This window comes from Embleya sp. NPDC008237, assembly GCF_042956465.1.
GTDB lineage: Bacteria > Actinomycetota > Actinomycetes > Streptomycetales > Streptomycetaceae > Embleya.
In genome coordinates, this window is record NZ_JBIBGL010000003.1 from 584,492 (window position 1) to 603,603 (window position 19,112).

The 19,112-nt window shown below is 71.1% G+C and carries 13 protein-coding genes; all 13 read right to left on the minus strand.

The genetic code is table 11. The features are described from left to right. Window positions 1-163: 163 nt before the first annotated feature. Window positions 164-1,903 carry an ABC transporter ATP-binding protein gene (locus ACFZBU_RS09485; RefSeq protein ID WP_391582891.1) on the minus strand — a complete coding sequence of 580 codons (1,740 nt, stop codon included), beginning with the start codon at window positions 1,901-1,903 and terminating at the stop codon, window positions 164-166. Continuing rightward, on the minus strand, window positions 1,900-3,702 hold the full coding sequence (locus tag ACFZBU_RS09490) for an ABC transporter transmembrane domain-containing protein (RefSeq protein ID WP_391582892.1): 1,803 nt from the start codon (window positions 3,700-3,702) through the stop codon (window positions 1,900-1,902). The genes ACFZBU_RS09485 and ACFZBU_RS09490 overlap by 4 nt, the downstream gene beginning before the upstream one ends. A gap of 175 nt (window positions 3,703-3,877) precedes the next feature. Beyond that, window positions 3,878-4,282 carry a hypothetical protein gene (locus ACFZBU_RS09495; protein WP_391582893.1) on the minus strand — a complete coding sequence of 135 codons (405 nt, stop codon included), beginning with the start codon at window positions 4,280-4,282 and terminating at the stop codon, window positions 3,878-3,880. A gap of 45 nt (window positions 4,283-4,327) precedes the next feature. Further along, the gene (proB, locus tag ACFZBU_RS09500) at window positions 4,328-5,431 is read right to left on the minus strand and encodes a glutamate 5-kinase (RefSeq protein WP_391583080.1); all 1,104 of its coding nucleotides are present in this window, start codon (window positions 5,429-5,431) and stop codon (window positions 4,328-4,330) included. A gap of 136 nt (window positions 5,432-5,567) precedes the next feature. Further along, window positions 5,568-7,010, minus strand: a complete 1,443-nt coding sequence (obgE, locus tag ACFZBU_RS09505; protein ID WP_391582894.1) for a GTPase ObgE — start codon at window positions 7,008-7,010, stop codon at window positions 5,568-5,570. Between the two features lie 111 nt (window positions 7,011-7,121). Continuing rightward, entirely contained in the window at window positions 7,122-7,376 is a 255-nt protein-coding gene (gene rpmA / locus ACFZBU_RS09510) for a 50S ribosomal protein L27 (protein ID WP_020550744.1), read from the minus strand. 11 nt (window positions 7,377-7,387) lie between these two features. Further along, complete coding sequence (gene rplU / locus ACFZBU_RS09515) at window positions 7,388-7,702, minus strand: 50S ribosomal protein L21 (RefSeq protein WP_026218258.1); 315 nt, start codon at window positions 7,700-7,702, stop codon at window positions 7,388-7,390. Window positions 7,703-7,912: 210 nt separating this feature from the next. Beyond that, on the minus strand, window positions 7,913-11,494 hold the full coding sequence (locus ACFZBU_RS09520) for an Rne/Rng family ribonuclease (protein ID WP_391582895.1): 3,582 nt from the start codon (window positions 11,492-11,494) through the stop codon (window positions 7,913-7,915). Window positions 11,495-11,644: 150 nt separating this feature from the next. Then, window positions 11,645-12,514 carry a TIGR03936 family radical SAM-associated protein gene (locus ACFZBU_RS09525; RefSeq protein ID WP_391583081.1) on the minus strand — a complete coding sequence of 290 codons (870 nt, stop codon included), beginning with the start codon at window positions 12,512-12,514 and terminating at the stop codon, window positions 11,645-11,647. A gap of 71 nt (window positions 12,515-12,585) precedes the next feature. After that, window positions 12,586-13,407: a hypothetical protein gene (locus tag ACFZBU_RS09530; RefSeq protein WP_391582896.1), complete on the minus strand. Its 822-nt coding sequence runs from the start codon at window positions 13,405-13,407 to the stop codon at window positions 12,586-12,588. Between the two features lie 71 nt (window positions 13,408-13,478). Further along, on the minus strand, window positions 13,479-15,404 hold the full coding sequence (locus ACFZBU_RS09535) for a TIGR03960 family B12-binding radical SAM protein (protein WP_391582897.1): 1,926 nt from the start codon (window positions 15,402-15,404) through the stop codon (window positions 13,479-13,481). Window positions 15,405-15,587: 183 nt separating this feature from the next. Further along, the gene (gene rodA, locus ACFZBU_RS09540; RefSeq protein ID WP_391582898.1) at window positions 15,588-16,838 is read right to left on the minus strand and encodes a rod shape-determining protein RodA; all 1,251 of its coding nucleotides are present in this window, start codon (window positions 16,836-16,838) and stop codon (window positions 15,588-15,590) included. Beyond that, on the minus strand, window positions 16,835-19,069 hold the full coding sequence (gene mrdA / locus ACFZBU_RS09545) for a penicillin-binding protein 2 (protein ID WP_391582899.1): 2,235 nt from the start codon (window positions 19,067-19,069) through the stop codon (window positions 16,835-16,837). The genes rodA and mrdA overlap by 4 nt, the downstream gene beginning before the upstream one ends. Window positions 19,070-19,112: the final 43 nt, after the last annotated feature.

The window sequence follows — 19,112 nt, forward strand, 5'->3', positions numbered from 1 at the left end:
ATCAGCCCGGCCGGCGCTTGAGGCCACCTCGGCCGAAGGCCGGGTCCAACAGCCCGGCCGGCGCTTGAGGCCACCCAGCCTCGCCGGCGCTTGAGGCGAAGCAGCCCGGCCGGCGCTTGAGGCCAAGCAGCCCCGCCGGCGAAGGGGCGAACCCACCATCGGCTCACCCGTGCCAGGACCGCCAGAGCGCAGCATAGGCACCGTCGGCCGCAATCAACTCCCGATGACTGCCGAGTTCGGTGATCCGCCCGTCCTCCACCACCGCAACCCGATCCGCGTCGTGCGCCGTATACAACCGGTGCGCGATCGCAATCACCGTCCGCCCCGAGATGACCGCACCCAACGACCGCTCCAGATGCCGCGCCGCCCGCGGATCGATCAGCGAGGTGGCCTCATCCAGCACGAGCGTGTGCGGATCGGCCAGCACCAGCCGGGCCAGCGCCAGCTGTTGCGCCTGCGGCGCGGTCAACTCGTGGCCCTTGGGCCCGACTCGGGTGTCCACGCCGGCAGGCAATGCCGCCACCCAGTCCGCGTCGACCGCCCGCAACGCATCCCGCATCTCGTCGTCGGAGGCGTCCTCGCGGGCCAGCAGCAGGTTGTCCCGCAGTGTGCCCCGGAAGACGTGGTGCTCCTGCGTCACCAACGCGACCCGGCCGCGCAGCTCGTCCAGCGGCAGACCGACCAGTGGCACCCCGCCCACCGTCACGCTCCCGGACGTGGGCGCGTTGACCCCCGCCAGCAGCCGCCCCAGCGTGGACTTCCCGGCCCCGCTGGGGCCCACCACGGCGATCCGCTCCCCCGGCCGGATGGTCAGGTCGATGCCGTGCAGCACCTCGCGGCCCGTCGCATAGGCGAACCGCACATCGCGCACGGTCAACGTCTCGTCCACCGGCTCGGCGTCGGTCGGCTCGCGGTCGGAGGGCACGTCGGCCACGCCCAGCAACCGGGCCAGCGAAGCCGCCGAGATCTGCACCTCGTCCAGCCAGTTCAGCAACTCGTCCATCGGCCCGATGATCAACTGCACGTACAGCACCGCGGTCGCCACCTCGCCGAGCGTGGCCCATCCGTGCAGATACGCCCACCCGCCGAAGGCCGTGGTGGCCACCACCGGCAGCACGTAGCCGAAGTCGACCGTCGGGAACCAGATCGTGCGCAACCACAGCGTGTACCGCTCGGCCGCATACGCCTGCGCGACGTCCTCGTCGCCACGCCGCCGGCGCCGGTCCGCCAGCCGCAGCGCCTCGACCGTGCGCGCCCCCTCGACCGTCTCCGCCAGTGAGTCGGTCACCTGCGCCCACGCCGCGTTCTCGCGCAGGTAGCCGGCCGGCGCGCGGCGCAGGTACCAGTACGTGATCGGCACCAGCAGCGGCAGCGTGATCAACAGCGGCAGCGCCAGCAGCGGATTGAGCAGCAGTAGTCCGGCGAAGGTGAGCACGATCGTCACCACGGCGACCAGCACGGACGGCACCGCCCGCCGGGCCGACCGGGACATCGCGGCCACGTCGCGGTTCGCCCGCCCGAGCAGGTCGCCGGAGCCGGCCCGCTCGACGGTGGACAGCGGCAGGTCCAGAATCCGGTCCACGAACTCCTCGCGGACCTGCGCGAGCAGTCCCTCGCCCAGCCGTGCGGCGGCCACCGCGGCCTGCCGCACGATCAGCGCCTGGAGCAACAGCGCACCGGCGATGCCCAGGCCGAGCAGGTCAATCGTGCGGGTCGGGCTGTCCGCGCGGACCTTCTCGATCAACACCCCGAGCAACCGCGGCGCAACCAGACCGGCCACCGCGGCGAGCGCGTAGAACAGGACGGTCAGGATCAGATCGCGGCGCCGCTCGCGCAACAGTCGCACGGCGTGCCGGCCGACCTCGGCAGCCGGCGCGATCGGGAGCAGTTCCCGCGCGCTCACGCGACCTCCTCGCTTTCGTGACCCTTGTCGTCGTTGTCGTTGTCGTTGTCGTCGTTGTCGCCTTCGTCGTCCCGGTCGTCCCGGTCGTCCCGGTCGTCCCGGTCGTCCTCGTCGACCCGGGTGACCAGCGCGGCGTACCGCGGCTCGGTCGCCAGCAGTTCGCGGTGCGGACCGACCGCCATGACCTTGCCGTCCTCGACGTAGGCGACCTCGTCCATGGTGTCCAGCACGAGCGGACTCGTGGTGGCGACCACCGTGGTGCGGCCTCGCCGGTGTGCGGCGAGCCGGGCGGCGATCCGCGCCTCGGTGTGCGCGTCCACCGCGCTGGTGGGTTCGATCAGCACCAACGTCTGCGGGTCGGCGACCAACGCCCGGACCAGGCGCAGGCGTTGCACCTGCCCGCCGGAGAACTCCCGGCCGCGCGCCGCGATCTCGGTGTCCAGTCCCGCGTCCAGAGCGTCGATCACGTCGTCGGCGCAGGCCACCTCGACCGCTGTCGCCAGATCGCCCGTTCCGCCGCCGCCCGGCGTCAGTTCGCGGCGCAGCGGCCCGGAGAACAGCCCGGCGTCGTGATGTCCGACCAGGATCCGCTCCCGCACGTCGGCGAGCGCGAGGTCGGCGAGCCGTACGTCGGCATAGAGCACGTCGGCCTCCTGGTAGCGCCCGAGCCGATCGGCCAGCGCGGGTGCCTCCTGCGGGTCCTCGCAGGCGATCCCGAGCAGCACACCGGGCCGGACGAGCAGGCCCGAGCGCCGGTCCACCAGGTCTCCCGGCGGCGGCCACGCGACCGGCTCGGCGGTCTCCGTCACTTCCGGCTCCAGGGCGAGCACGCGCGTCACCCGCCGGGCCGCGACATGGCCGCGCACCACCCGGTCGGCGAACTCGGTGATGGTGGACAGCGGCACGGTCAGGAACGCCGCGTAGCCGTAGAAGGACACCATCTGACCGATCGTCAACCGGCCGTCGAGGGCGAACCGGGCGGCCAGCCAGGTACCGAATGCGACGAAGAAGCCCGGCACCAGGAACTGGGCGGCCTCCAGCAGGGATTCGACCCGGGCGGTGCGTACGCCGGCCGCCCGCAACTGTTGCGACTCGCGCCGGTAGCGGGCACCGAACGTGCGCTCACCGCCGATCCCGCGCAGCACCCGCAGGCCGGAGGCGATGTCCACGGCCCGATCGGCCAAGCCGGTCTGCAGGTCGCGGTAGGCGTTCTGGCGTCGGTGCAGCGGACGCAGCAGCAGCGAGACCAGGCCCATCAGCAGCGGCACGCCGATCAGGACGAGCAGGCCCAGCGGCACCGACATGTTCAGCAGCACCACGGCGACCACACCGAGCGTGACGACCGATGCGCAGCCGCGGGCGGTGATGTCGAGCACGCCGCCGATCGCGTCCACGTCCGAGGTGCCCACACCGACCACCTCGCCGGAGGCGATCCGGTGCTGGAGGGCGGCCCCGAGCCGGGACGAGTGCCGGGTGACCAGTTGGATCGTGCGGAACGCGCCGTCCAGGAAGTTGGCGACCGCGTTGCGGTGTCGCATGATCCCGGTGAAGCCGATCAGGATCGCGATGCCCAGCAGCGCGCCGGACCACCCGAGCAGTCCCTGCTCGTCGCGCGCCTCGATCGCGTCGATCGCCCGGCCGACCGCGGCGGGCATCAGGGCTTGCGCGACCATCCAGACCGACGCCCACAGGATGCCCATGGTGATCGTCCGGCGGCAACGAGCGGCGAGCCAGATCAGGTATCGGCCCGCCGACCGGATATCGGGATCGCCTGGGTCGGCGACGGGAAACGTACGCATTGTTCCGCGACGCTAACGCGCGAGAGTTTTTCGGGCCACGCATTATTCGCCCACGCCCGAGCGCACGACCGGCGCCGATCGGCTCGCCGACGGCGCGGGGGGCCACGGACCGGGACCGCCGACGAGGCGCGATGCCAAGCGCGCGTGGCCCCCACCAAGGCTCGCCGCCAGGGGCCTAGAAGGGCTGCACCCGGCCCGGTTGCACCGGCAGCGGAGCCGGTGCGCCGGCCCGCTTCTGGTACGTCGGGCGGTCCACCACCTCCAGCCCGATCAGTTCCCACGGCGGCAGTCCCGCGCTCTGCCGGTGCTCGCCCCACAACCGAAGCGCGATCGCCGCGGCGTCGTGCAGGTTGGGCGCCTCCTCCCAGTACCGCACCTCGGCGTGGTCGGCCGCGTAGCGTCCGGCGAGCAGGAAGGGGTGTTCGTGGGCGAGTCGTTCCAGCGCGCGCCGCACGTCCTCGGGGTCACCCGGCTTGCCGGCGAGGGTCAGCGTGATGTGCCACATCCGGCCCGCGTCCTCGTGCTCGACCCGCGCCGTCGTATTCGGCTGTCCCCAGGGGCGTTCCCCACGCTCCGGCACTGCCGGCCTCCCGTCGGCGAGCTGCTGATCTTCGGTGGTCGTCGCTCAGCGGCGCAGCAGCACCAGGTCGTCGCGGTGGACGACCTCGCGCTCGTAGGCCGGACCCAACTCCCGAGCCAACTCTCGAGTCGATCGCCCGAACAGGCCCGGCAGTTCCTTCGCATCAAAGTTGACCAGTCCGCGGGCCACGATGTGACCGTTTTCGTCAACCAGGTCCACCGGATCGCCGGCGACGAAACCGCCCTGGACACCGGTGATCCCGGCGGGCAGCAGCGAGCTGTGTCGCTCGACCACGGCCCGGACCGCGCCCGGATCCAGCGTGAGCCGACCGCGTGCGGTGCTTGCGTGGGCCAGCCACAGGAGTCGGTCGGCGGTGCGAACTCCGGTGCGGTGGAAGAGGGTTCCGGTGTCCTTGCCGGCCAGCGCGTCGGACGCGAAGCGGGCCGCGGTGAGCACCACGGGGATGCCCGCCGAGGTCGCGATGCCCGCCGCCTCGACCTTGGTGACCATGCCGCCGGTACCCAGGCCGGCCTTGCCCGCCTTGCCGATCTCGATGCCTTCGAGATCCTGCGGTCCGGCCACGAACGGGACCCGGGCCGAACTCGGCTTCGCCGGGTCGCCGTTGTAGAGCCCGTCCACATCGGACAGCAGCACGAGCAGATCGGCGTGCACGACGTGCGCGACCAGCGCGGCGAGCCGGTCGTTGTCGCCGAACCGGATCTCCTCGGTGGCCACCGTGTCGTTCTCGTTGACCACCGGCACCGCGCCCATCGCGAGCAGCTTGTCCAGCGTGTTGTAGGCGTTGCGGTAGTGCGCGCGGCGGGTGACGTCGTCCACGGTCAGCAGCACCTGGCCGACCCGCAGGCCGTACCGGGCGAACGACGCGGTGTAGCGGGCCACCAGCAGCCCCTGGCCCACGCTCGCCGCGGCCTGCTGGGTGGCCAGGTCACGCGGTCGGCGCGGCAGGCCCAGCGGGGCCAGCCCGGCGGCGATCGCACCGGAGGAGACCAGTACGACCTGGACCCCCTCGGCCCGCTTGGCCGCTATCACGTCCACGAGGGCGTCGACGCGGTCCGCGTCGAGGCCCCCCTGCGCGGTCGTCAACGAGGACGAACCGACCTTGACCACGATGCGGCGCGCGGAGGTCACGTCCTCGCGCGCCGCGTCGTCCCCAGTGAGCACTTCAGGCCCCGCCTTCCCTGTTCGAAAAGCATCCGGCGCTCGAAAGCATCCGGAGTCACCCAAAAACGTCGGGAATCACCGTCGTGCGCGCGGCACCCGTCGGTCAGGAGTCCGAGAAGGGGTCGAACTCCTCGTACTGCGACTCGATCGCGTCGCGCTCGCGTCGGCGGTCCACCGCCGGGCGGTGCGTCTGCAGACGGTGGTCCTCGCCGCGGCGACCCAGCATCTCGGCGCCGGCCGCCACGGTGGGCTCCCAGTCGAAGACCACACCGTTGACGTCGTCGCCGATGACGACCTCGGCCCCGGGAACGGCGCCGGCCGACCACAGCGCCTCCTCGACGCCGAGCCGGGCGAGCCGGTCGGCCAGGTAGCCCACCGCCTCGTCGTTGCTGAAGTCGGTCTGGCGCACCCAGCGTTCGGGCTTGGTCCCGCGCACGATGAACGCCTCGTCGCGCCGGGTGACGGTGAAGCCGCTGTCGTCCACGGCGGTCGGCCGCAGCACGATCCGGGTCGCCTCGGGCGCCGGCGCGGCGTCGCGCGCACCCTGCACCTGGGCGGCCATCGCGAAGGACAACTCGCGCAGGCCGGCCCGGCTGACCGCGGAGACCGCGAACACCTGGAGCCCGCGCGCCTCCAATTCGGCCTTGACCATGTCGGCCAGGTCGTTGCCGTCCGGCACGTCGATCTTGTTCAGCGCGACCATCCGCGGCCGGTCCTCCAAGCCGCCGTACGCCTTCAGCTCGGCCTCGATCGTGTCCAGGTCGCTGATCGGGTCGCGGCCGGGCTCCAGCGTCGCGCAGTCGAGCACGTGCACGAGCGCCTTGCAGCGCTCGACGTGCCGCAGGAACTCCAGGCCCAGGCCCTTGCCCTCGCTCGCGCCGGGAATCAGCCCGGGCACGTCGGCGACGGTGTAGACCACGTCGCCGGCGGTGACCACGCCCAGGTTCGGCACCAGCGTGGTGAAGGGGTAGTCGGCGATCTTGGGCCGCGCGGCGCTGAGCGTGGCGATCAGCGAGGACTTGCCGGCGCTCGGATAGCCCACGAGCGCGACGTCCGCGACGGTCTTGAGTTCCAGGACGAAGTCGCCGGCCTCGCCGGGCTCGCCGAGCAGCGCGAAGCCGGGGGCCTTGCGGCGCGGGGAGGCCAGTGCCGCGTTGCCGAGGCCGCCGCGACCGCCCTGGGCGATCACGTAGCTGGCGCCGTTGCCGACCAGGTCCTCGACGAATTCCTCGTCGCCGTTGGGCAGCAGTCGCTTGACCACCGTGCCGTCCGGCACCGGGAGGATCACGTCCGCGCCGTTGGGGCCGGTCCGGTTGGCGCCCGCGCCGGGCTTGCCGTTGGTGGCCTTGCGGTGCGGGTGGTGGTGGTATTCGAGCAGCGTGGTGGTGTTGGCGTCCACGACCAGCGTGACGTCGCCGCCCCGACCGCCGTTGCCACCGTCGGGGCCGCCGAGCGGCTTGAACTTCTCACGGTGGACGGAGGCCACGCCGTGGCCCCCGTTACCCGCCGCGACATGCAGCACGACGCGGTCGACGAAGGTCGTCACGTGGATTCCTCCTCGGCTCCCCGAGCGGGGAGCGAAACACTGTGGACAAACACCCGAGGGCGGACCGCATGGGGTCCGCCCTCGGGTGTCAAAGCGAATGCCGCGGCGTGATTATTCCGCCGGGACGATGTTCACGACGCGGCGACCGCGCGCGGTGCCGAACTGCACGGCACCGGCCGACAGCGCGAACAGCGTGTCGTCGCCACCGCGGCCGACGTTGGTGCCGGGGTGGAAGTGCGTGCCCCGCTGGCGGACGATGATCTCGCCGGCGTTGACGACCTGGCCGCCGAAGCGCTTGACGCCGAGGCGCTGAGCGTTCGAGTCACGGCCGTTCCGGGTGGAAGATGCACCCTTCTTGTGTGCCATGTCGCTTCTCCCTACTTCCCGGAGTTGATGCCGGTGATCTTCAGCTGGGTGTGCTGCTGGCGGTGACCCATGCGCTTGCGGTAACCGGTCTTGTTCTTGTACTTCAGAATGTCGATCTTCTTGCCCTTGGTGTGATCGACGACCTCGGCCGTCACCTTCACACCCGCGAGGACCCACGGGTCACTCGTCACGGCTTCACCGTCTACGACGAGGATGGCCTGGAGCTCAACTGCCGAACCGGCCGCACCGCGAATGCGGTCGACCTGGACGACGTCACCGACGGCAACCTTGTGCTGCCTGCCACCGGCGCGAACGATCGCGTACACCGTGGATCTCTCTCTCTGCAGGGTCCGAGCCCCTGAAGCCAGCCACACCGAACAGAAATCGGGGGCCTCCTCCGAAGCTTGCGTTCCGGAGGGTGGTTGCTCAGGAGCCTGTGCCTAAGCACACCAAGGGCAAAGGTTACAGGATCCCCGGGGGCGAAGGCCAAACGGGTCCGTCCCGGGGGTTTGAACCCGGGACGGACCCGTGGTGACTCAGGTTCCGCTCGCCGCCGAAACCGGCTCGGCGCCGTCCACGGCGCCCTCCGGCGGACCGGCGGGCCGGGTCGCCCGCCGCGACGTCTTGCGCGGCTTGGCGGCTGCCTTGGCGGGCTTGGCCGGCTCGGCTTCCGCCTCGGCCGGGGCCTCGGCGGCGGCCTTGGCCTTGGCCGCGGTCCTGCCCGCCCGGGTCGACCCGGCCGCCTTCGGGGCCGGTTCCGGCGTCGGCTCGGCTGCCGGCTGCTCGGCCGGTACCTCGCTCGCCGCCGCTGCCTCGGCCGCCTCGGCGGCGATCTTCTTGGCCGACTTCCGCGGCGTCTTGGCGGCGGCGGTCTTCTTCGCCGGTGCGGTCTTGGCCGCGGCCTTCTTGGCGACCGTCTTCTTGGCGGCGGCCTTGCGTACCCGCTTGGCCGGCGCCGGGGCCTCCTCGACGGCCTCCTCCGGCTCGGCCTCGACCACCGGCTCCGCCGGGGTCTCCTCGGCCGGTGCCTCGGTGGTCACCTCGGCCTCGACCGGCGGGGCCGGCTCGGGCTCGACGGCGACCTCCACGGCCTCCACGGTCTCGATCGCCTCGGCGACCTCGACCGGCTCGACCGAGCCGAGGGCGGCGACCTCGGGCAGCTCGGTGTCCACCGCGACGTCTTCGAGCTCCGGCCCGTCCAGCTCCACCGTCTCGTCGGTGTCGACGATCTCGGTGATCGGACCGCTGCCGTTCTTGTCGGCGTTGCCCTTGTTGCGCTTGCGCCGCCCGGAACCCGCGGGGGCTCCGTTGCCGTTGCCGCCGTGGATGTGGCCGCCGTTGCCGTGGCCCTTGGTCTCCGGCGCGTCCATGTGCACGATCACGCCGCGCCCGTTGCACCGCTCGCAGTTCTCCGAGAAGGCTTCGAGCAGACCCTGGCCGACCCGCTTGCGGGTCATCTGGACCAGGCCGAGCGAGGTGACCTCGGCGACCTGGTGCTTGGTCCGGTCCCGGCCCAGGCACTCCATCAGGCGCCGCAGCACGAGGTCGCGGTTGCCCTCCAGGACCATGTCGATGAAGTCGACGACGATGATCCCGCCGAGGTCGCGCAGCCGGAGCTGGCGCACGATCTCCTCGGCCGCCTCCAGGTTGTTGCGGGTGACGGTCTCCTCGAGGTTGCCGCCCTGACCGGTGAACTTCCCGGTGTTGACGTCGACCACGACCATCGCCTCGGTGCGGTCGATCACCAGCGAGCCGCCACTGGGCAGCCAGACCTTGCGGTCCAACGCCTTCATCAGCTGCTCGTCGATGCGGTACGTCGCGAAGACGTCCACCTCGCTGGTCCACCGGGACAGGCGCGGGGCCAGGTCGGGGGCCACGTGGCCGACGTAGTCGTGGATGACGTCCCACGCCTCGTCGCCCGAGACGATCAGCTTCGAGAAGTCCTCGTTGAAGATGTCGCGGATGACCCGAACCGTCATGTCCGGCTCGCCGTACAGCAGCGAGGGCGAACTGGTCGTGATCATCTTGGACTTCTTCTTGATCTCTTCCCACTGGGCCTGCAGCCGCGTCACGTCGCGGGTCAGGTCCTCCTCGGTCGCGCCCTCGGCGGCGGTGCGCACGATGACGCCCGCGTTCTCCGGCACGATCTTCTTGAGGATGGTCTTCAGCCGCGCCCGCTCGGTGTCCGGGAGCTTGCGGCTGATGCCGGTCATGGTGCCCTCGGGCACGTAGACCAGGTAACGACCGGGCAGCGACACCTGGCTGGTCAGCCGGGCGCCCTTGTGGCCGATCGGGTCCTTGGTGACCTGCACCAGGACCGACTGGCCGGGCTTGAGCACGGCCTCGATCCGGCGCGGGCCGCTGAAGCCCGCCGCCTCGAAGTTGACCTCGCCGGCGTACAGCACCGCGTTGCGGCCCTTGCCGATGTCGACGAAGGCGGCCTCCATCGACGGCAGCACGTTCTGGACCTTGCCCAGGTAGACGTTGCCGACGTACGCGGACTGGTTGTCCTGGCTGCGGCTGACGTAGTGCTCGACGAGCACGTCGTCCTCGAGCACGCCGATCTGGGTGCGCTCGCCGTTCTGGCGCACCACCATCACCCGCTCGACCGCCTCGCGGCGGGCCAGGAACTCCGACTCGGTGATGATCGGCACCCGACGCCGGCCCTGCTCGCGCCCCTCGCGGCGGCGCTGCTTCTTGGCCTCCAGGCGGGTCGAGCCCTTGACGCCCTGGACCTCGTCGGTCGGGCTTTCCGCGAGCGCCTCGCGCTTGCGCGGCTCGCGGACCTTGACCACGGTGCGCTCGGGGTCGTCCTGCGGCTCGGCCGCCGGCTCGTCGCCCGCACCGTCACGGCGCCGCCGCCGACGCCGGCGCCGGCTGCTGGTGGTCGCCCCGGCGTCGCCCGGCTCGTCGGTGTCCTCGTCGTCGTCGGGACCGTCGCCGACGCCTTCGGCCTGCTGCTCGCCGTCCTCGTCGGAGCCGTTGTCCTCGGCACCGTCGTCACCGCGGCCGCGACGCCGACGGCCACCGCGCCGACGACGCCGGGTCGGGCGCTCGCCCTCGGTGTCGTCCTCGTGCGCCTCGGAGCCCTCCGGCTCCTCCGTCGGCTCGGGCTGCTCGGTCGCGGCGACCGAGCGGTCCACGTGCCGCTCCTGCTCGTCCTGGTAGCGCGAGTCCTGCGGCTCGGCCTCGGCGGCCGTGTGCACCTCGTCCACCGGCAGCGCGCGCCGGCGGCGACGCCGACCACGCGGCTCGTCGGACTCGGTCCGGGCCTCCGGCTCGGGCTCGGCGACGGCCGGCGCCGGGGCGGGGGTCGGCTCGGCCGCGCGCTGGGGCGCGGCGAAGACGGCCGCCTGCGGAGCCTGGAACAGCGGCTGGAACACCGGCGGCGGCGTCTTGCGGCCACCCCTGCCCCGCGGCTCGGGGACAGCCTCCGGCTCCGGCTCGGGCGGAACGACCGGCTCGGCCTCGGCGATCGGGGTCTCCTCGGTCACCTCGACGGGCACCGCACGCTTGCGGGTACGCCGGGTCCGTCGCGGGGCCTCCTCGGCCGGCTCGGCCTCGGTCTCCGGCTGCGCCGGCTCGGCCTGCGCCGACGTGGCGGCAGGCTCGGGCACGACCTCGTCCGGGGTTGCCTCGGGAGCGACCGCCGCCCGCTTGCGGGTGCGCCGGACGCGCCGGGGCGCCTCCTCCGGCTCCGGCTCGGGCTCGGCCGCCACCGGTGCGGGCTCGGCAGCCTCCACCGGTGCGGACGCGACCTCGGCCGTGTCGGTGACCGGCGCGGTCACCCGCTTGCGGGTGCGCCGCGCACGTCGCGGGGCCTCCGGCTCGGGCTGGGGCTCGGGGGTGGTCTCGGCCACTGCGGCCTCCTCGGCCTCCGGCTCCTCCTCGTCGGAGGGCGCGGGAACCTCGGGTGTCACGGCAGCCTGAACCGGCGCGGCCTCGGCAGAGGGCACGCTCGGCGGTCCTGCGGGGCGACTGGCGGCGCGGCGGCGGCGCGGGGCCGGCGTCGTGGCCGTGTCGTCCTTCGTGCTGTTGTCGTTGTCGGAAGTACCGGAGTTCACAACCCCGGGTGTACCTGATGTCTCAGGCGTGTCGTTGGGCTCGGTGTCGAGCATGCGGGTCTGTCTCCCGTCACGCTTCCGGGCGCTCCAACGCAGGGCGCCGCGCGGAAGCTTCTCTCTCACTCGCCGGTCCCGACCTTGCGGCCGTGATCCGGGCGATAAGTCTGTCGGAAATTCAAGCCTTGGGCCTCGTGTACCCGGTCGTCACCGATTCGAGGCTTCGACGACGGGTTCTGCACCGCCCTGCGGGCCGGTCCGGAGTTCCTCGCCCCCCTGCGAGGTGTGCTCCACCGCCGATGCTGCGCGGTCGGGCGCGAGCGGGTCGGTCACCGAATCGGTCGCGGTGTCGAGCGGCCCCTGCGCCAGGCGGGTGACCGCGGCGGCGGTGGGCGTAACAAGTTCGGCGACCGAGCGAAGACCGGACAGAACGTCGTCGGGTCGAACGGCGGGTGTGGTGTGCCGGACAACCAGTCGCAGTATCGCACAGGGTGCGGCACTACCCGCATCGACACCCTGGTGACCTGCGTCGTTCCCGTCGGGGGTGGTGACGGTCAGCGCGATCACCGCCTCACGGGCGTCGAATGTACGCATTCCGTTCTTGCTCATCCGCTGCACCTCGACGGCCTCGGCGGCCAGGAACACGCCGACCGCGCGCTCGGCCTCCTCGCGGGTGACGCCCGCGAGGACCAGCTCCCAGACCGACGCCTCCAGGCGTTCGGGCAGGTTGCCGCCGTGTGCCTCGACGATCTCGAGCACGTCGAGACCGGTCGGCAGGGACGCGTCGAGCAGGTCTCGCAGACGCGCCGGGTCACAGTGCGTGGCCACGCCGATCTCGAGATACTCGGCCTCGCTGGCGACGCCGGTGGGCGCCGCTCCCGCGTAGGACACCTTGGGGTGGGGGGTGAAACCGGCGGAGTAGGCCATCGGCACTTCCGCCCGACGCAGGGCCCGCTCGAACGCGCGCTGGAAATCCCGGTGGCTGGTGAACCGGAGGCGGCCGCGCTTGGTGTACCGGAGGCGCAGTCGCTGGACCGTCGGCGCGGGCGGCGGTCCCTCGGGCGTACGTCGTGCCAGTTTCGCTCAGTCCTTGGCTCAAGTGGGTGGGCAGAAGTCGATCCAAGCCTACGGCCATCGCACGGGTCGGGTCAGCGCCCCCCGATTCCGAGCGCTCGCAGCACCTCCGCGGTGGCCCGACCGATCGGCCGGAGCACGTGGCGGCCGACCCAGCGCAGCGGGGCCACGACCACGAATCGCCAGACGGCGCGGATCGCCCTGCCGATCGGCGCGAGCACGTTGCGCCAGGCCCAGGACACCGGCAGCACGACCAGGTGGTGCCAGACCACCGCGATGCCGCGACCGATCGGCACCAGCACGGCCCGCCACAGCCAGGACAGCGGCCGCACGATCAGGAAGTTGAAGACGGCGGTGGACACTTCCCACGCGAACCGCAGCGCCTGGAGCGTCGCGCGTCCGACCGGACGCAGCACGTATCGCCACAGCAGCACCGCGGGTTTGTACAGGAGGTGCCGGAACACGAAGGCGAGCGGTCGCACGATCACGTGGACGACCACCCACGCGATGGCGTTGCCGATAGGAACCAGGATGTAGCGGCCGACGAAGCGCAGCACCGGGTACAGGAACCAGTCCCACAGCAGGATCTTCAGGCCCTTGAGAATCGGGCGCAGGAACCAGTCCCAGAACAGGAATTTGATCCCCCTGCCGATCAGTCGCAGCAGCTCCCACAACAGGCGCAGCGGCACCACGACGATCAGCGCGATGATCCGGGCGGGCCAGCGGACCACCGCGTACAGGCAGCCCTCACCCGGTTCGGGACCGGCGCCGGTGCGCGGTGGGTACGCGTGTTCGGCGTGCTGCTGCCATCCGGGCGGCTCGGGCGCGCCCGGTGGGTTGTTGTGGGTCGATGGTGTCCACGGCACCCGATCCGGTTGGTCCCCGTTTGCATTCACCCGGGCAGATTAGTGGCCCCGCCCCCGGAGAGGGAGCGGGACCACGGATGCTGCTTTGCGTGATTATCCGACTACTTGACGACGCTCAGCGGCAACAACTTCTGTCCCGTCGGGCCGATCTGGATCTCGGTTCCCATTTGCGGGCAAACACCGCAGTCGAAGCACGGGCTCCAGCGGCAGTCGTCGACCTCGGTCTCGTCGAGCGCGTCCTGCCAGTCCTCCCACAACCAGTCCTTGTCCAGGCCGGAGTCGAGGTGGTCCCACGGGAGCACCTCGTTCCACTCGCGCTCGCGCGTGGTGTACCAGTTCAGGTCCACCGGCTCGTCGGCCAGCGCCTTCTCCGCGCAGCGCACCCAGCGGTCGTAGCTGAAGTGCTCGCTCCAGCCGTCGAATCGGCCGCCGTCCTCCCAGACCGCGCGGATGATCCGACCGACCCGCCGGTCGCCGCGGGAGAGCAGGCCCTCGATCGCGCCCGGCTTGCCGTCGTGGTAGCGGAAGCCGATCGACTTGCCGTACTGCCGGTCCGCGCGGATCGCGTCGCGCAGCTTGTGCAGCCGCGCGTCGGTGGCCGCGGGATCCAGTTGCGGCGCCCACTGGAAGGGGGTGTGCGGCTTGGGCACGAAACCGCCGATGGACACCGTGCACCGGATGTCGCGGCTCCCGGAGACCTCGCGGCCCTTCTGGATGACCTTCTTGGCCATGTCCGCGATCTGGAGCACGTCCTCGTCGGTCTCGGTGGGCAGGCCGACCATGAAGTAGAGCTTCACCTGCCGCCAGCCGTTGCCGTACGCGGTGGCGACCGTGCGGATGAGGTCCTCCTCGGACACCATCTTGTTGATCACCTTGCGCAGCCGCTCGCTGCCGCCCTCGGGCGCGAAGGTCAGCCCCGAGCGACGACCGTTGCGGGTCAGCTCGTTGGCCAGGTCGATGTTGAACGCGTCCACCCGGGTGGAGGGCAGCGACAGGCCGATCTTGTCGTCCGTGTACCGGTCCGCGAGGCCCTTGGCCACCTCGGCGATCTCGGTGTGGTCGGCGGAGGACAACGACAGCAGGCCGACCTCCTCGAAGCCGGTCGCCTTCAGGCCCTTGTCGACCATCTCGCCGATGCCCTTGATGCTGCGCTCGCGGACCGGCCGGGTGATCATGCCGGCCTGGCAGAACCGGCAACCACGGGTGCAGCCGCGGAAGATCTCCACCGACATGCGCTCGTGCACCGTCTCGGCGAGCGGGACCAGCGGCTGCTTGGGGTAGGGCCACTCGTCCAGGTCCATCACGGTGTGCTTGGACACCCGCCACGGCACGCCCGAGCGGTTCGGCGCGACCCGCTGGATGCGCCCGTCGTCGAGGTAGTCCACGTCGTAGAAGCGCGGCACGTAGACGTTGCCGGTGACGGCGAGGCGGAAGAGCAGTTCGTCCCGACCGCCCGGCCGGCCCTCGGCCTTCCAGGCCCGGATGATGTCGGTGATCTGGAGCACGGCCTGCTCGCCGTCGCCGACCACGGCGCAGTCGATGAAGTCCGCGATCGGCTCGGGGTTGAACGCGGCGTGTCCGCCGGCGAGCACGATCGGGTGGTCCTCGGTGCGATCCGCGGCCTCGATCGGGATGCCGGCCAGGTCGAGCGCGTTGAGCATGTTCGTGTAGCCCAGCTCGGTGGAGAAGCTCAGCCCGAACACGTCGAACGCACCGACGGGCCGGTGTCCGTCCACGGTGAACTGCGGCACGTCGTGCTCGCGCATCAGCTTTTCCAGGTCGCCCCACACCGCGTAGGTGCGCTCCGCGAGCACGTCGGCGACCTCGTTGAGGACCTCGTACAGGATCATCACGCCCTGGTTGGGCAGACCGACCTCGTAGGCGTCCGGGTACATCAGCGCCCAGCGGACCGCACACGCGTCCCAGTCCTTGACGGTCGAGTTGAGTTCGCCACCGACGTACTGGATGGGCTTCTGCACCTGGGGCAAAAGCGGCTCCAGACGCGGGAACAGGGACTCGACGGGCATGGCGGTCCTTCCGATGGGCTGGGAGGGGGATCGACCTCCCAGCCTAACGCGAAGCGGGCGGACCCCCTACCGAGATCCTCGGTGGAAGCCCGCCCGCGGGGGTGGTCCGGTGTCGGTGCCACGGGGATCCGCCGGGTGCGCCCGGCGGACGCACGGGTCGGTCGGGCGCGGTCGCGACCGCGATCAGGCGGACTTGAAGGCGCCGGCATGGCGCATGTGCACCGACTGCAACAGCCCTATCCCCATCCAGATCGCGAACATCGAGGAGCCGCCGTAGGAGACGAACGGCAGCGGCAGTCCGGCCACCGGCATGATGCCCAGGTTCATCCCGATGTTCTCGAAGGCCTGGAAGGCGAACCACGCGACCACGCCCGCCGCGACGATCGTGCCGTACAGGTCGTCGGCGTGCAGCGCGATCCGGATCCCGCGCCACAGCAGTATCCCGAACAGCGCGATGACCACGCAGCAGCCGATGAAGCCCAACTCCTCGCCGGCCACCGAGAAGACGAAGTCGGTCTGCTGTTCGGGCACGTACTGGCCGCTGGTCTGCTCGCCGTGGAACAAACCCTTGCCCATGAGCCCGCCCGAGCCGATCGCCAGTCGGGCCATCGCGGTGTTGTAGCCGACGCCGCCCGGGTCGAAGTTCGGGTCGGCGAAGGCCCGGAACCGGTCGATCTGGTATTCGCTGAGCAGCCCGAGGTGTACGACCGCGACCGCACCGGCGGCGGCCATCGCGATCAGCGCGACCATCCACCGCGCCCGGGCGCCGGACGCCAGCAACACGCCGAGCACGATCATCGCCAGCACCATGACCGAGCCGAGGTCGGGCATCAGCATGATCACCGCCATCGGCACGGCGGCCACCACGAGCGCCCAGAACACCGCCTTGTCGCCCGGCTTGGCCAGATCCCCGGTGTCCACCCGTTCGGACAGGATCATGCCCATGCACAGGATGATCGCGATCTTGGCCAACTCGGCGGGCTGCACCGAGAAGCCCGCACCCAGTTGGATCCAGGCCCGCTGACCGTTGATCGTGCTGCCCAACGGACTGAGCGCGGCCATCAGGCCGAGCACCGCGGCGATCCCGACGAACGGCGCGAAGGCCCTTATCCGACGGTGACCGATTATCGCCACCACGGTGGCCAGGACCAGCCCGATCGCCAGGTTGAGCAGGTGCCGCTTGAAGAAGAACTGCGGATCCCCGCCGGTGATGCCGCGCCGATTGCGGGTCGCGGACCACACCAGCAGCGAACCCACCACCGACAGCGCGAGCGCGGGTCCCAGGAGTATCCAGTCCAGCCGACGCACCGGGGCGTCGCGCTGGATGATCTGTCGGGTGATCGACCGGCGCGGGGTGAACACCGGCGCGAGTCGGCCCAGATCCGGCGTACCGAATCCGGCCACCCGCGAGGCGGGTCGCAGTTTCAGGCTCATGTCCCTCTCCCCGTCCGGTACGCCGGCCGCTCGGGGGGCAGGGCCCCGGGCGCGGACAACGCGGTGGTGGTGGGGCCTTGACCACCGCCGGGGTGCGGCGGCAGCACGTAGGAGGCGGGCACGACGGTGCCGTCCTCCTTGACCTGTGGCAGCCCCGCGGGCGGGGCGGGCAACAGCGCCTTGCTCGGGTCGATCACGCCCTTGTCGTCGACGCCGAGCAGGGCCTCGTAGATCTTGCGCACGGACGGGCCCGAGGTGCCGGAACCGGTGCCGCCCTGGCTGACCATCATCACCACGGCGTACTGCGGGCCGTCCTTGGGACCGCCGTACGTGGCGAACCAGGACGTGCTCTGCTTGCCGTACACCGAGCCGGTGCCGGTCTTGGCCGCTATCGGCATCTGGGCATTGGGCCAGTTGGCGAACACGCCGGCCGCGGTGCCGTTCATCTCGACGCCGATCAGCGCGTTCTGCAGGTACTTGATCGTGGCGTCGCTTATCGGCAACTTGGCCGCCGCCTGGGGCTGGATCTCGCGTACGAGCTTCCCGCTCGGACTGATCACGGCCTTGCCCAGGGTCGGCTTCCACAACGTGCCGCCGTTGGCGATCGCCGCGTAGACCCGGGCCATCTGCAACGGGGTGACCGTGGTGTCGCCCTGGCCGATCGCGAAGTTGATCGCGTCACCGGCGCGGAACTGCCAGCCGTCGACGCAGTTCTCCTTGGCGATCTTGTCCACGTACTCGTTGCCGGTGTTGCCCTGCTTGCACCACGCTTCCTTGTTCTGCTCCCAGTTGCGCTTCTTCCAGGCCCGGTCGGCGATCCGTCCGCCGGACTCGCCGGGCAGGTCGATGCCGGTGGGGGCGCCCAGGCCGTAGTTCTTGGCCATGGTGACCATCGGGTCCTTGGGGTTCTTCCCGAAGATCCCGCCGTCCTTGAGCCACATGTCGTAGCCGATGCCGTAGAAGACGGTGTTGCAGGAGACCTCCAGGGCGCGCTGGAGCGAGATCGGGCCGTAGCCCCTGGACTCCAGGTTGTTGAAGGTCGTGCCGCCGACCGTGATGCTGGGCGAGCAGTCGTAATTGGCCTTGGTGGAGTAGCCCGACTCGGCGGCGGCCGAGGTGGAGATCACCTTGAAGATCGAGCCCGGCGCGAACTGACCCTGTATGGCCCGGGCCACCAGCGGCACGCCGGCCTTCTCGTCGGTGAGCGCCTGGTAGTCCTGCGGCGAGATGCCGCCCACCCACACCGACGGGTCGTAGCTGGGTGCGCTGGCCATCGCGATCACCCGGCCGGTCTTGATGTCCATCACCACGGCCGCGCCCGCGTCGGCGATGAAGTTCTTGTGCGTGTTGCCCGCGTCGAAGGTCGCCCGGGCCCGCTTCATCGCCTCGTCGAGCTGCTGCTCGGTGATCGCCTGGATCTTCGCGTCGATGCTGGTCACCAGGTGGTTCCCGGGCACCGGCGGGGTCTCCGAGACGGTGCCGGTGACCCGTCCGAGGTGGTCCACGGACAGTCCGGTGACCCCGGACTTCCCGCGCAGGTCCGCGTCGTAGCTGCGTTCGAGACCGCTGCGGCCGACCTCGTCCGCCCGCTGGAGGTCCTTCCTGCCCTCGGCCTTCTGCTTGTTCAACTCGTCGTCGGAGACCGGCGAGAGATAACCCACGACGTGTGCGGCGTTGGCTCCCTCGGGTGCCGGATACTGGCGCACCGCGGTGGGCTCGGCGGTCACCCCGGGGAAGTCCTCGCGGTGCTCCATGATGGTCAGCGCCTGCTCGGTGGTGGCGTTGTCGGTGACCGGGATCGGCTGGTACGGCGAGCCGTTCCAGCACGGCTTGGGCACGTTTCGCTCACACAGCCGGGTGCGTGCCTTGACCTCGTCGGCGGGCAGTTGCAGCACGTCGGCCAGCCTGCTCAACACGCCGGCGCCGGAGTCGGGCATCCGCAGCAGTTCGGTGCGGCTGACCGAGACCACCAGCGCGGTGCGGTTGTTGACGAGCGGGCGGCCCTTGTCGTCGAGGATCCGACCGCGCACCGCCGGGGTCACCACGTCCCGGACCTGGTTCTGCGAGGCGGCCGCGGCGTAGTGGTCGCCCTCGCGGATCTGCAGGTACCACAGCCGGCCGAAGAGGGTGATCATCAGCGACAGGACCAGAACCTGCAGGATCACCATCCGCACGCGCACGCTGTGCGCGCCGTCTCCCCTGGAGCGGCCGGCGTTGAGCAAACTCGGCATGCGTTTACGCATCTTGGGCGTTCACCCCCTATCGGGACAGGCC